The sequence below is a fragment of the Microbacterium sp. ACRRU genome, assembly GCF_022346945.1.
In the GTDB taxonomy this organism is placed as follows: domain Bacteria; phylum Actinomycetota; class Actinomycetes; order Actinomycetales; family Microbacteriaceae; genus Microbacterium; species Microbacterium mcarthurae.
This window is the reverse complement of the sequence record NZ_JAKRNI010000014.1, coordinates 57,657-71,198: the sequence shown is the minus strand read 5'-3', so window position 1 is coordinate 71,198 and position 13,542 is coordinate 57,657. Positions and strand designations below refer to the sequence as shown.

The window sequence follows — 13,542 nt, the reverse complement described above, 5'->3', positions numbered from 1 at the left end:
AGTCTCCCACCTATCCTACACAAGCCACACCGAACACCAATACCAAGCTGTAGTAAAGGTCACGGGGTCTTTCCGTCCTGCTGCGCGTAACGAGCATCTTTACTCGTAATGCAATTTCGCCGAGTTCGCGGTTGAGACAGTTGGGAAGTCGTTACGCCATTCGTGCAGGTCGGAACTTACCCGACAAGGAATTTCGCTACCTTAGGATGGTTATAGTTACCACCGCCGTTTACTGGGGCTTAAATTCTGAGCTTCGCCTTGCGGCTAACCCGTCCTCTTAACCTTCCAGCACCGGGCAGGCGTCAGTCCGTATACATCGTCTTGCGACTTGGCACGGACCTGTGTTTTTAGTAAACAGTCGCTACCCACTAGTCTCTGCGGCCACCACACCCTTTCGGAGCAAGTCCTAATAAGTGGATGGCCCCCCTTCTCCCGAAGTTACGGGGGCATTTTGCCGAGTTCCTTAACCACGATTCTCTCGATCTCCTTGGTATTCTCTACCTGACCACCTGAGTCGGTTTGGGGTACGGGCAGCTAGAACCTCGCGTCGATGCTTTTCTCGGCAGCATAGGATCACCCACTTTTCATCCGCATCGTGTCTCAGCCTGTATGAGTGACGGATTTGCCTATCACTCGGCCTACGCACTTGCACCAGGACAACCATCGCCTGGCTTGGGCTACCTTCCTGCGTCACACCTGTTAATACGCTAGCCGCACCAGCATGGGGTCGAGCGTTCACACAGACAACCATCACCCCGAAGGGATCCGGAAAATTCTGAGCTAGGACTCTTAGCACCACTGGATTAGCTTGGGCGGTTCTTCGCCGGTACGGGAATATCAACCCGTTGTCCATCGACTACGCCTGTCGGCCTCGCCTTAGGTCCCGACTTACCCAGGGAAGATTAGCTTGACCCTGGAACCCTTGGTCTTTCGGAGGACGTGTTTCTCACACGTCTTTCGCTACTCATGCCTGCATTCTCACTCGTGTCGCGTCCACGGCTGGGTCACCCCGCCGCTTCACTCGCGACACGACGCTCTCCTACCCATCAACACGGCTGGACCACGAAGGCCTACCAAAAATGTCAATGCCACAACTTCGGTGGCGTGCTTGAGCCCCGTTACATTGTCGGCGCGGAATCACTTGACCAGTGAGCTATTACGCACTCTTTCAAGGGTGGCTGCTTCTAAGCCAACCTCCTGGTTGTCTAAGCAACTCCACATCCTTTCCCACTTAGCACGCGCTTAGGGACCTTAGATGGTGGTCTGGGTTGTTTCCCTCTCGACTATGAAGCTTATCCCCCACAGTCTCACTGCTGCGCTCTCACTTACCGGCATTCGGAGTTTGGCTGACGTCAGTAACCTTGTAGGGCCCATCGGCCATCCAGTAGCTCTACCTCCGGCAAGAAACACGCAACGCTGCACCTAAATGCATTTCGGAGAGAACCAGCTATCACGAAGTTTGATTGGCCTTTCACCCCTATCCACAGCTCATCCCCTCAGTTTTCAACCTAAGTGGGTTCGGTCCTCCACGACGTCTTACCGTCGCTTCAACCTGGCCATGGATAGATCACTTCGCTTCGGGTCTAGGACACGCGACTGAATCGCCCTATTCAGACTCGCTTTCGCTACGGCTACCCCACACGGGTTAACCTCGCCACGTATCGCTAACTCGCAGGCTCATTCTTCAAAAGGCACGCTGTCACACCTACCAGGGGTGCTCCAACGGTTTGTAAGCAAACGGTTTCAGGTACTATTTCACTCCCCTCCCGGGGTACTTTTCACCTTTCCCTCACGGTACTTGTCCGCTATCGGTCATCTGGGAGTATTTAGGCTTATCAGGTGGTCCTGACAGATTCACACGGGATTTCTCGGGCCCCGTGCTACTTGGGATACTCTTCACGCCAAGAACAGGCATTTCGACTACGGGGTTCGCACCCTCTATGACCGGCCATTCAAAACCGTTCGTCTATACCCTCTTGTCACGTCGACTGCTCGGCAGAACAATCAGAAAAGTCCCACAACCCCCAACATGCAACGCCTGCCGGCTATCACACACGCTAGGTTTAGCCTCTTCCGGTTTCGCTCGCCACTACTCACGGAATCGCTGTTGCTTTCTCTTCCTGTGGGTACTGAGATGTTTCACTTCCCCACGTTCCCTCTACCCGCCCTATATATTCAGGCGGGAGTCACCAGGTACGCACGCGCCCTGGCGGGGTTTCCCCATTCGGACACCCTCGGATCAAAACTCGCTTATCAGTTCCCCGAGGCTTATCGCAGATTGCTACGTCCTTCTTCGGCTCCAGATGCCAAGGCATCCACCGTTTGCTCTTAAAGACTTGAAATCACATGAGCTGAATCGTCAAAAAATTGACTAATGATCTTTAAGATCATCTACACCACACAACCCCAAAAGGTTGCATGGAAGATGCTCGCGTCCACTGTGTAGTTCTCAAAGTACGGGCGGTACCCTCCCCCGACATGCCACAACCGTGACATCAGGAAAGAGCCCAGAGGAACAGCCACCAACCACAGAATCCGAAGACCCCGCAACCAGCGCCCGGCCCCTCAGGACCCAACAGCGTGCATGTACCCACCCCCACGACCCGAACCGTTCCTACAGCAAGCTGCGTACTAGACCCGAACCACCGGCATGAGCACCCCGTCAAATGTTCCACCCATGAGCTAACCGGCAGACACATTCGGTCTGATCCGGCGCCTGGACACCCAAGATCCGAAAACCCCGAGCGCCAGATGCTCCTTAGAAAGGAGGTGATCCAGCCGCACCTTCCGGTACGGCTACCTTGTTACGACTTAGTCCTAATTACCGATCCCACCTTCGACGGCTCCCTCCACAAGGGTTGGGCCACCGGCTTCAGGTGTTACCGACTTTCATGACTTGACGGGCGGTGTGTACAAGACCCGGGAACGTATTCACCGCAGCGTTGCTGATCTGCGATTACTAGCGACTCCGACTTCATGAGGTCGAGTTGCAGACCTCAATCCGAACTGGGACCGGCTTTTTGGGATTCGCTCCACCTCACGGTATTGCAGCCCTTTGTACCGGCCATTGTAGCATGCGTGAAGCCCAAGACATAAGGGGCATGATGATTTGACGTCATCCCCACCTTCCTCCGAGTTGACCCCGGCAGTATCCCATGAGTTCCCACCATTACGTGCTGGCAACATAGAACGAGGGTTGCGCTCGTTGCGGGACTTAACCCAACATCTCACGACACGAGCTGACGACAACCATGCACCACCTGTTCACCAGTGTCCAAAGAGTCCCGTATTTCTACGGTGTTCTGGTGTATGTCAAGCCTTGGTAAGGTTCTTCGCGTTGCATCGAATTAATCCGCATGCTCCGCCGCTTGTGCGGGTCCCCGTCAATTCCTTTGAGTTTTAGCCTTGCGGCCGTACTCCCCAGGCGGGGAACTTAATGCGTTAGCTGCGTCACGGAAACCGTGGAATGGTCCCCACAACTAGTTCCCAACGTTTACGGGGTGGACTACCAGGGTATCTAAGCCTGTTTGCTCCCCACCCTTTCGCTCCTCAGCGTCAGTTACGGCCCAGAGATCTGCCTTCGCCATCGGTGTTCCTCCTGATATCTGCGCATTCCACCGCTACACCAGGAATTCCAATCTCCCCTACCGCACTCTAGTCTGCCCGTACCCACTGCAGGCCCGAGGTTGAGCCTCGGGATTTCACAGCAGACGCGACAAACCGCCTACGAGCTCTTTACGCCCAATAATTCCGGATAACGCTTGCGCCCTACGTATTACCGCGGCTGCTGGCACGTAGTTAGCCGGCGCTTTTTCTGCAGGTACCGTCACTCTCGCTTCTTCCCTGCTAAAAGAGGTTTACAACCCGAAGGCCGTCATCCCTCACGCGGCGTTGCTGCATCAGGCTTCCGCCCATTGTGCAATATTCCCCACTGCTGCCTCCCGTAGGAGTCTGGGCCGTGTCTCAGTCCCAGTGTGGCCGGTCACCCTCTCAGGCCGGCTACCCGTCGACGCCTTGGTGAGCCATTACCTCACCAACAAGCTGATAGGCCGCGAGCCCATCCCAGACCGAAAAATCTTTCCAACCCCCACCATGCGATGAGAGCTCATATCCAGTATTAGACGCCGTTTCCAGCGCTTATCCCAGAGTCCAAGGCAGGTTGCTCACGTGTTACTCACCCGTTCGCCACTGATCCACCAAGCAAGCTTGGCTTCACCGTTCGACTTGCATGTGTTAAGCACGCCGCCAGCGTTCATCCTGAGCCAGGATCAAACTCTCCGTAAAAGAAAAATGCCCACCCAACCGGAATAAGGTCGGGACAGACGAGTTCAATCTGACCAAACAGGAAGTCAAAACTGACTATCCAGATGCCAACCCCAAAAGGGTTGGACTTTGATCCAAAGGAATTCTCACCAGACCCGAAGGCCCGACGAGGAAAAAATTGGCATTTGACAAGTGCACGCTGTTGAGTTCTAAAGGAACGGACGCACCCACAGAACCAGCCCAAAAGACCGTACCCATGAGGCAACTTCACTACCTTATGTGAGCCCCCGGACCGACGCTCACACAGTGGGACCCAATGAGGGATCAGCGTCGTGGAAACCGTCCGAAGACCAGAACCAAAACTCTACACCATATGGTGGAGGTCTTGGGTTGTGTTCGCCGCTTGAGAGGACGCGGGGCCTTCCGGCCGCTCCGCTCTCCCCTGTGGGGCGAACAAGTAATAAGTTACGTGGATCCCACCCATCCGTCCAATCCACCCCACACCCCGGGCGTGTCGCAGACCCCCACCCGCGGAAACACGCGGAACTTTCGTCAACGGCGCGTGCGGCCGGGGTTGGGTCAGACGGCGCCGACCGCTACGCCGACCAGGGCCTCGGTGTCCGCGTGTCCGCCGGTGAACTCGAGTCCGCCGAAGAACATCGCCCCGATCACGAGGGCGAAGACGAACGCGATGGACAGAAACAGCACGGCGACGCCGGCGATCGTGATGAGGAGAGGAAGTCGTGAAGCCATGAGTAGATTCTCTCGTCTCGCCGGTCCGGGAAACAGGGCTTGCGCAAGAACGACCGAAGGCCGGCACCTCCGCAGAGGTACCGGCCTTCGGTTGAGACGATCGATCAGCGACCGCTGAGCTTCTCCCGCAGAGCGGCGAGGGACTCGTCGTCGGCGAGGGTGCCCTGGGCGGGCGACTCGGACGAGAAGGATCCACCGAACGAACCCGCATCGGTCGGGTTCGCAGCCTCGGCCTCGAGAGCCTTGGCGACGGCGGCCTTGTGCGCCTCCCAGCGACCCTGGGCAGCGGCGTACTCCTGCTCCCACTGCTCGCGCTGAGCATCGAAGCCCTCGAGCCACGCACCCGACTCGGGGTCGAAGCCCTCGGGGTACTTGTACTCGCCACGCTCGTCGTACTCGGTGACCATGCCGTACAGCGCCGGGTCGAACTCGGTGCCGTTCGGGTCGACCGACTCGTTGGCCTGCTTGAGGGACAGCGAGATGCGACGACGCTCGAGGTCGATGTCGATGATCTTGACGAAGACCTCTTCGCCGACCGACACGACCTGCTCGGCCAGCTCGACGTGCTTGCCCGACAGCTCGGAGATGTGCACGAGGCCCTCGATGCCATCGGCGACGCGGACGAACGCACCGAACGGAACGAGCTTGGTGACCTTGCCCGGCGCGATCTGACCGATCGCGTGGGTCCGTGCGAACACCTGCCACGGGTCTTCCTGGGTGGCCTTGAGCGAGAGCGACACACGCTCGCGGTCGAGGTCGACCTCGAGGATCTCGACCGTGACCTCCTGGCCCACCTCGACGACCTCGGAGGCGTGCTCGATGTGCTTCCACGACAGCTCGGAGACGTGGACGAGACCGTCGACGCCGCCCAGGTCGACGAACGCACCGAAGTTGACGATCGACGAGACCGTGCCCTTGCGGACCTGGCCCTTGTGCAGGTTGTTGAGGAACGTGGTGCGCGACTCGGACTGCGTCTGCTCCAGCAGCGCGCGCCGAGAGAGCACGACGTTGTTGCGGTTCTTGTCGAGCTCGAGGATCTTCGCCTCGATCTCCTGGCCGAGGTACGGCGTCAGGTCGCGGACGCGGCGCAGCTCGATGAGCGAGGCCGGGAGGAAGCCGCGAAGGCCGATGTCGACGATCAGACCACCCTTGACGACCTCGATCACGGAGCCGGTGACCACACCGTCGTTCTCCTTGATCTTCTCGACGTCGCCCCAGGCGCGCTCGTACTGGGCGCGCTTCTTGGACAGGATGAGACGGCCTTCCTTGTCCTCCTTCTGGAGAACGAGGGCCTCGACGTGATCGCCGACGTTGACGACCTCGTTGGGGTCGACGTCGTGCTTGATCGAAAGCTCGCGCGAGGGGATGACACCCTCGGTCTTGTAACCGACGTCGAGGAGCACCTCGTCGCGGTCGATCTTCACCACGGTGCCTTCGATGAGGTCGCCGTCGTTGAAGAACTTCAGGGTCTTCTCGACCGCGGCCAGGAAGTCTTCAGCAGAGCCGATGTCGTTGATCGCGACCTGCTTGGTGGCCGGGGCGGTCGTTGCGGTAGTCATGTAGTGGGTTGTCCTAGTTGGGTTTGGTGTCGGGCTTCGACTCTTGCAGCGCGATCCGGGCGGATCACACCGGCCGGAGCGTTTGCCGCCCGGAGGCGAACGGATGCCACGAGCCGAAGCGAAGCGGATTGTTTTCGTGCGGTGTCACCGGGGCAGAAACCCCACGCGTGCGGAACGAGCCACACCGGTGACGCTCAAGGCTATCAGAATCGGACCCGGCTTTGCGGGGTCGGACAGCGGTGCGCGGGCCCGGGCCGGAACCCCGGGGCGGGCCGTTCCGGCCGCTCGCCGCTCCGCATCCGCGGGCCCCGCGCGTCGCGGGAGCTGAACCCGATGCGCCGCTCATCAGCGTTTCTCCTCGGCAGTTCACGCGCCGCCCGCCCAGGTTGCATCCAGAAACACGTGCCAGGCTCCCCGGTTCGTGCCCGCTTCACGCGGGTCGGACGTGCGATACCCGTGCCGTCCCCCGATACGAAACCGGTTCTATGCGCTCTGATTCGACGATTCCCTCCGCCCGCCGCGACCGTCGTCTGGCTTCCCGCCGGGCACGTCGCCGCCCGGCCCTCACCGCCGGGCTGCTGACGATCGGTGTTCTGACGACCGCCGCCCTGTCCGGCACCGCGCCCTTGGCATCCGCCTCTTCCCCCGACCTCTCGTCGGCCTCGTTCCGCTTGGCCGCCTACAGCACATCGACGACGTCCGCCGCCCCGGAGTCCCTCGCGGCACGCGCCGCCGTCTCCGCCGCGGAGACCACCGCCGCGGCGGCGACGTCCGTGCAGAACGACATCGCAGCCTCTGGTCTGGACATCGGCCAGCCGGCCACCGTCGACACCTCCGCTCTCACCGAGGCCACCGAACGGCTCGCCGACGCTCAGTCGCTGCCGGCCACGTTCCTGCCGGAGCTGACCGACCAGGTGACCGAGGCCGCATCCACCGTCGATCAGCGCGTCGCCGAGCTGCGGGGAAGCCTCGACGCAGCGGTCGCCAAGAAGCAGGCCGAGGAAGCCGCGGAGAAGGCCCGTCAGGAAGCCGAGGCTGCGGCCAAGGCCAAGGCCGAGGCCGAAGCTGCTGCGGCGCGCTCGACGTCGTCATCGGGTGGGTCCTCGTCCGCGCCCGCCCCCCGGCCGGTCGCCCCCGCGGGCGGCGGCTCGGGAGACAACAGCCCCGGGGGCGCACAGGCGACGGCACGAGGGATGCTCGCCGGCTTCGGCTGGGGCGACGACCAGTTCTCGTGCCTGGTGTCGCTGTGGAACAAGGAGTCGGGCTGGAACTACCGCGCCTACAACTCCAGCAGCGGCGCCTTCGGCATCCCGCAGGCCCTGCCCGGCAGCAAGATGTCGTCCGCGGGCGCCGACTGGGAGACCAACGCCGCGACCCAGATCTCCTGGGGTCTGGGCTACATCTCGGGCCGCTACGGCAGCCCGTGCAGCGCCTGGGGACACTCGCAGTCGGTCGGCTGGTACTGACCTCCCCCTCACAAAACGACGAAGCGCCGTGCCGGATCTCCGGTACGGCGCTTCGTCGTCGGGCGTCGCGGATCTCGCGGCGTCCGCTCCCCCGCCATCGCCACGATCGTCACCCGCCGCTGCGTCGCGCGATCACCCCGGCCAGGAGCGCATGGGCGAGGGGCCCGAGGGAGAGGATCATCAGAACGGCACCGAAGAGCGCCTGCTCCGCCTGCAGCAGGATGCCGCCGACAAGCAGTCCCGTGAACAGAACCGCGGAGACGACGCGTCGGACCATGCGCTCGAGATCGCGCAGGCGACGCTCCACCCGAGGCACCTGGGCGGAGACCCCGCCCTCTTCCACCCGGTCGATGAGGGCGTCGAGGCGCCGCGGAAGACGCGCCGTCAGCGCAGCAACCGACGCCGCCTCGCGCGCCAGCGCCTGGACGGTGTTGCCGCTCTCCTCCCGGATGAGCCGCTGAGCGTAGGGTTCGACCGCATCCCAGATGTTGAACGCCGGGTCCAGGGCGCTGCACATTCCGCTCGTGAGCGACATGGCACGCACGATGAGAAGGAAGTTCTCCGGCAACTGGAACGGAAGCGCCCGTACGACGTCGCCGAACTCGACCGCGAACGCGCGGAACTCCCGCGGGTCCACCTCCTGCAGTTCGGCGAATCCCATCCCGCCGAAGCGGGCGAAGAGCTGCGTCATCGCGCGTTCGAGCTGCACCGTATCCGCCGAGGGAAGCAGAACGCCCACGTCCCGGATGCCGTCGACGAGTCCTTTCCCGTCACGCGAGGCGGCCGCGATCAGGACGCGACGCAGGCCCCGCCGGAGGTTCGGCGGCACTTCTCCCATCATCCCGAAATCGATGAAGGTGAATCGCCACGCCGGGGAGCCGGCATCCGTGGTGTCCGTCACCGGTGTCACGAAAACGTTCCCCGGGTGCGGGTCGGCGTGGAAGAACCCGTCGTCGAAGAGCTGGTCGAACATCACCGCGGCGAACCGCGACGCGACCTCGGCCGGATCGATACCGGCCGCGCGCAGGGCGTCCACGTCGTTGATCTTGATCGCGGTGACGTCTTGCAGGGTGAGGAGACGTCGCGTCGTCCGCTCCCACACGACCGCGGGAACCGCGAGTCCCCCTTCGCCGCCGAAATCCTCGGCGAACCGCTCGGAATTGGCGGCCTCGTGCAGATAGTCGATCTCTTCGAGACTCGTGGCGGCGAACTCCTCCACGAGCGCCGGCATGTCGACCCGATCGCGCACGAGCGCGACGCGGCTCAGCCAGCCGCCGACCTTCCGCAGAGCGCGCAGGTCGACGTCGACGATCCGGTCGATACCGGGACGCTGGATCTTGACGACGACCTCGCGAAGCCCGGTGTCCTCGGCGAGGGCCTCGGTGAGGATCGCCCGATGCGCCTGTCCGAGCGACGCGGCCGCGAGGGGTCGTTCGTCGACCCACGTGAATGCGCGCTCCAGCGGCATCCCGAGCTCTTCTTCGGCCCGCTCCCGCATCAGCGCGAAGGGAACCGACGGGACTTCGTCCTGCAGCCCTTCGAGCTCCTTCGTGATGACCGGCGGCAGGACATCGAGCCGTGACGACATGAACTGCCCGACCTTGATCATCAGACCGCCGAGGTCGACGGCCAGCGCGTGAAAGCGGCGGGCGATGATCTGCAGGCGCCGGGTCCGGCCTCGAGCGGACAGACGCTCGAGACCGAACCGGGGCAGGAACAGCTCGTACCACCAGGCCTGCACGAGATACCGCGCGGCGAAGCGCGTGATGCGCCGGTAACGGGCGCGCATGAGGGCGTCGTCGGTCATCGGATCTCCAGGATGCCGAGGACCCCACGACCACCGCGAGGTTCGAGCACCCCTCAGCTCTGGGCGAGGATGGAGTAGAGCTTACGGCGCGCCTCGTCGAGGATCTCGACGGCCTTCGCGACCTGCTCCCTGTCTCCCGTGCGAGCCACCTGCGCGGCGGCTTGCGCCAGCTCGACGCCCGCCTTGGGAAGAGCGGTCATGCGACCGCTGTCGCGGGAACCGGCCGACTCCCACGGCGCCGTGCGCTCGGTGGTCTCGTCACCGGCGGCGGCGCGGCCCTCCTCCGTGAGGGAGTAGGTCTTGCGACCGCCGGACTCCTCGGCGCGCACGAGACCTTCGTCGGTGAGCAACTGCAGGGTGGGGTAGACCGAACCGGGGCTCGGCTTCCACGTCCCGCCGCTGCGCTCCTCGATCTCGCGGATGATCTGGTACCCGTGCATCGGCTGCTCGAGCAGGAGCGAAAGCACCGCGGACCGCACGTCGCCCTTGTTCATCCGCGACCCACCCGACGTCTTCTGCTCGAACTGCGCGCGCAGCTGCTCCATTGCGTCGAGGATGTTGGACATCGGCCACCCCTGACCGGCGGAACCGCCGCGCGGGCCGAAGGCGTCTCCCAGGAACGAACCACTCATGATGACCTCCTGAATCGGACCCCGGATGGGTCCAGCGATATACAACGATATATCGCTAGGCGCGAGGCGCGGCTGGGAATCCGCCGCCAGGCGACGTCAGTACCAGTTGACCGCCTGAGAGTGACCCCACGCGCTGCACGGAGCGCCGTAGGCCCGCGAGATGTAGTCCAGACCCCAGGCGATCTGCGTAGCGGCGTTGGTCTGCCAGTCGTCGCCGAACGTCGCCATCTTGCTGCCGGGGAGCGACTGCGGGATTCCCGTCGCTCCGCTGGGGTTATAGGCCTGGTAGTCCCAGCCGGACTCCTTGGTCCATAACGACTCAAGGCACGAGAACTGGTCGGCACCCCAGCCGTATCGCTCCGCCGCGAGGGTGGCGGCGTACTCCTTGGCGCCGGCGGGTGTGTTGACCTGCGCGAGCGCCTCGGCGGCTTCCTTCTGACGCTGCGCCTCGGCCGCCGCGGCCGCCTCGGCCTGTCGCTGCGCCTCGGCCGCGGCATCCGCCGCCGCCTTCGCCGCGACGGCATCGTCCAGGCTCCCCCGCAGGACGGCGATGCGCTCCGCGACGCGCTCGGACTCGCTCGCGGCGTTCTGACTGAGCGCGGGCACGAGGAGCACCGGCATGAGGTCGGTCGAGGACAGACGGTCCGTTGCAGCCTGCAGGGCGGCGGTGTCGACGGACGTGTCCCCGACGGCGAGGGGCAGACCGGCGGCCTCGATGTCGGCGCGCACGGTCGTGGCATCCGCCAGCGTCTCCTGCGCGCGCGTCAGCGCGGCGTCGGCATCGGCCGTGACGCCATCGAACGTCGCGTTCATCATGCTGACGGCGGGGACGGAAGACGGGGATGCCAGGGCACCGGGCGCCGACAGGGGCGCGGCCGCCACCCCCGTGGTGGCGACGAGCCCGAGGGCGACGCCCGCGCAGGTCGCGGCGGTGACGATCGTCCGTCGCGCGCGGTGGACGTGGTTGAGCTTGAGATCGGAACGCAGCAAGAGAAAGGTCTTTCGGATCGACGCAGCTCGCCGGGTACGAGCACGGAACGGTGTCGTCGGGTCGACACAAGCCCCCGAGTGTGCGCGACCGTTCTGAGCGTTATCTCTTCGTTACCTGGGCGTTCCGTGCATGGCGGGCCAGCGACCTCGCCCCCCGCACGGGCCCTCGTCGGCGGCGCGCGCGCCACGCGGACGGTGCACGGAACGACTTCACAGCCTCGCCGACCACGGGTTCTCGCCCCGGGCGCCCGCGTTCGACACCGGCGCCTCGTCACGAGCTGTCCGGGCCCGCCGGGAAGGCGAACGGGCCGATCCGGGAATCTCCCGAATCGACCCGTTCGTCGTGGATCCGTGCAGGGCCTCGCGGCCCGGGGCGGTTACGACCGGTGTGCGCGGTAGTACTGCAGCAGCGCCGCGGTCGAGGCATCCTGAGCGGCGAGTGCGTCGTCGTCGCCCTCGATGGCCGGCGCGATCTGCAGCGCGAGCTGCTTGCCGAGCTCGACACCCCACTGGTCGAACGAGTTGATCCCCCAGATCGTGCCCTGCGTGAACGTGATGTGCTCGTACAGGGCGATGAGCTGGCCGAGAACCGAAGGGGTCAACGCGGGGGCGAAGAGGGAAGTGGTCGGACGGTTCCCGGGGAAGGTGCGGGCCGCCACCAGTGCACCGGTCGTTCCCTCGGCCTCGACCTCTTCTGCGGTCTTGCCGAAAGCCAGTGCCTTCGTCTGAGCGAGGAAGTTCGCCAGGAACAGACCGTGAACATCGCGGCCGTCATCGGCCAGGGGGTAGGCGGGATTGACGAAAGCGATGAAGTCCGCGGGGATCAAGCGCGTGCCCTGGTGGATGAGCTGATAGAAGGCGTGCTGGCCGTTCGTTCCCGGCTCCCCCCAGAAGATCTCTCCCGTGTCGGTGGTGACGGGCGAGCCGTCCCAGCGGACGGACTTGCCGTTCGATTCCATCGTGAGCTGCTGCAGATACGCCGCGAAGCGACTCAGCTGCTGGGCGTACGGAAGGACGGCATGCGACTGCGCGCCGAGGAAGTTGGTGTACCAGACGTTCAGCAGTCCCATCAGGACGGGGACGTTCCGCTCGACCGGAGTCGTGGCGACGTGCACGTCGACGGTGTGGAATCCTGCCAGGAGCTCGCGGAACGCGTCCGGGCCGAAGGCGATCATCAGCGAGAGCCCGATCGCCGAGTCGACCGAGTAGCGACCACCCACCCAGTCCCAGAAGCCGAAGGCGTTCGCCGGGTCGATCCCGAAGGCCTCGACCTTGTCGAGCGCGGTCGACACCGCGACGAAGTGGTGCGCGACGGCGTCGACGCGGGCAGCGTCGCCGTCGTCGATCGCGCCGGATCCGGCGAGGCCGGCCCACAGCCAATCGCGGGCGAGGCGGGCATTGGTCAGCGTCTCGAGCGTCGTAAAGGTCTTCGAGGCGACGATGAAGAGCGTCGTCTCGGGATCGAGGTCGGCGGTCTTCTCGGCGATGTCGGTGGGATCGATGTTGCTGACGAATCGAGCCTGAATGCCGGCATCCGCGAGAGGCTTGAGCGCCTCGTAGACCATCACGGGGCCGAGGTCGGAGCCGCCGATACCGATGTTGACGACGTGCGTGACCTTCCTGCCGGTCACCCCCTGCCACTCGCCGCTGCGCACACGGTCGGAGAATTCGGACATGGCGGAAAGGACGGCCTGGACGTCGTGATCGACGTCTTGACCGTCGACCTGCAGCGCGGGCGTGACGCCCGCAGGACGACGCAACGCGGTGTGCAGGACCGCGCGGTCCTCGGACGTGTTGAGGTGGACACCCCGCAGCATCTCGGCGAACCGCTCGCGCACGCCGGTCTCGTCGGCGAGCGCGACCAGCGCCTCGAAGATCTCGGGTGTCACCAGGTTCTTCGACAGGTCGACGTGCAGGTCGCCGACGGAGCGCGTGAGGCTGTCGACGCGACCCGGGTCTGCGGCGAACCACCCGCGCAGATCGGGATCGAAGCCCTCGCGAAGAGCCGTGAGACGGGTCCAGGCGGACGTGGTGGTGGGGTCAACGGGAGCAGTCACGACCCCCACGCTAGC

The 13,542-nt window shown here is 64.0% G+C and carries 7 protein-coding genes and 2 rRNA genes; 1 reads left to right on the top strand and 8 read right to left on the bottom strand.

Annotated elements, in window-relative coordinates:
* The 4 genes from MHY30_RS08875 to rpsA all read right to left on the bottom strand — a co-directional run.
* A 23S ribosomal RNA gene (locus tag MHY30_RS08875) occupies nucleotides 1-2,342 on the bottom strand; the annotation flags it as partial.
* Nucleotides 2,343-2,762: 420 nt separating this feature from the next.
* Nucleotides 2,763-4,284, bottom strand: a 16S ribosomal RNA gene (locus MHY30_RS08870).
* 558 nt (nucleotides 4,285-4,842) lie between these two features.
* Nucleotides 4,843-5,016 carry a hypothetical protein gene (locus MHY30_RS08865; protein WP_239276523.1) on the bottom strand — a complete coding sequence of 58 codons (174 nt, stop codon included), beginning with the start codon at nucleotides 5,014-5,016 and terminating at the stop codon, nucleotides 4,843-4,845.
* 104 nt (nucleotides 5,017-5,120) lie between these two features.
* The gene (gene rpsA, locus MHY30_RS08860) at nucleotides 5,121-6,575 is read right to left on the bottom strand and encodes a 30S ribosomal protein S1 (protein ID WP_239276522.1); all 1,455 of its coding nucleotides are present in this window, start codon (nucleotides 6,573-6,575) and stop codon (nucleotides 5,121-5,123) included.
* 485 nt (nucleotides 6,576-7,060) lie between these two features.
* On the opposite strand from rpsA, the gene MHY30_RS08855 reads away from it, so the two are divergent.
* Nucleotides 7,061-8,041, top strand: coding sequence for a lytic transglycosylase domain-containing protein (locus MHY30_RS08855; protein ID WP_239276521.1), 981 nt, complete (start codon nucleotides 7,061-7,063; stop codon nucleotides 8,039-8,041).
* Between the two features lie 109 nt (nucleotides 8,042-8,150).
* Here MHY30_RS08855 and MHY30_RS08850 read toward each other — a convergent pair whose 3' ends face one another.
* The 4 genes from MHY30_RS08850 to pgi form a co-directional block, all read right to left on the bottom strand.
* Nucleotides 8,151-9,848: an AarF/ABC1/UbiB kinase family protein gene (locus MHY30_RS08850; RefSeq protein ID WP_239276520.1), complete on the bottom strand. Its 1,698-nt coding sequence runs from the start codon at nucleotides 9,846-9,848 to the stop codon at nucleotides 8,151-8,153.
* Between the two features lie 53 nt (nucleotides 9,849-9,901).
* On the bottom strand, nucleotides 9,902-10,480 hold the full coding sequence (locus tag MHY30_RS08845; RefSeq protein ID WP_239276519.1) for a PadR family transcriptional regulator: 579 nt from the start codon (nucleotides 10,478-10,480) through the stop codon (nucleotides 9,902-9,904).
* 96 nt (nucleotides 10,481-10,576) lie between these two features.
* The gene (locus MHY30_RS08840; protein WP_239276518.1) at nucleotides 10,577-11,470 is read right to left on the bottom strand and encodes a phospholipase; all 894 of its coding nucleotides are present in this window, start codon (nucleotides 11,468-11,470) and stop codon (nucleotides 10,577-10,579) included.
* A 377-nt stretch (nucleotides 11,471-11,847) separates the two neighbouring features.
* Nucleotides 11,848-13,527 (bottom strand): glucose-6-phosphate isomerase, encoded by a 1,680-nt coding sequence (pgi, locus tag MHY30_RS08835; RefSeq protein ID WP_239276517.1) that lies wholly within the window; start codon nucleotides 13,525-13,527, stop codon nucleotides 11,848-11,850.
* Nucleotides 13,528-13,542 lie beyond the last annotated feature (15 nt).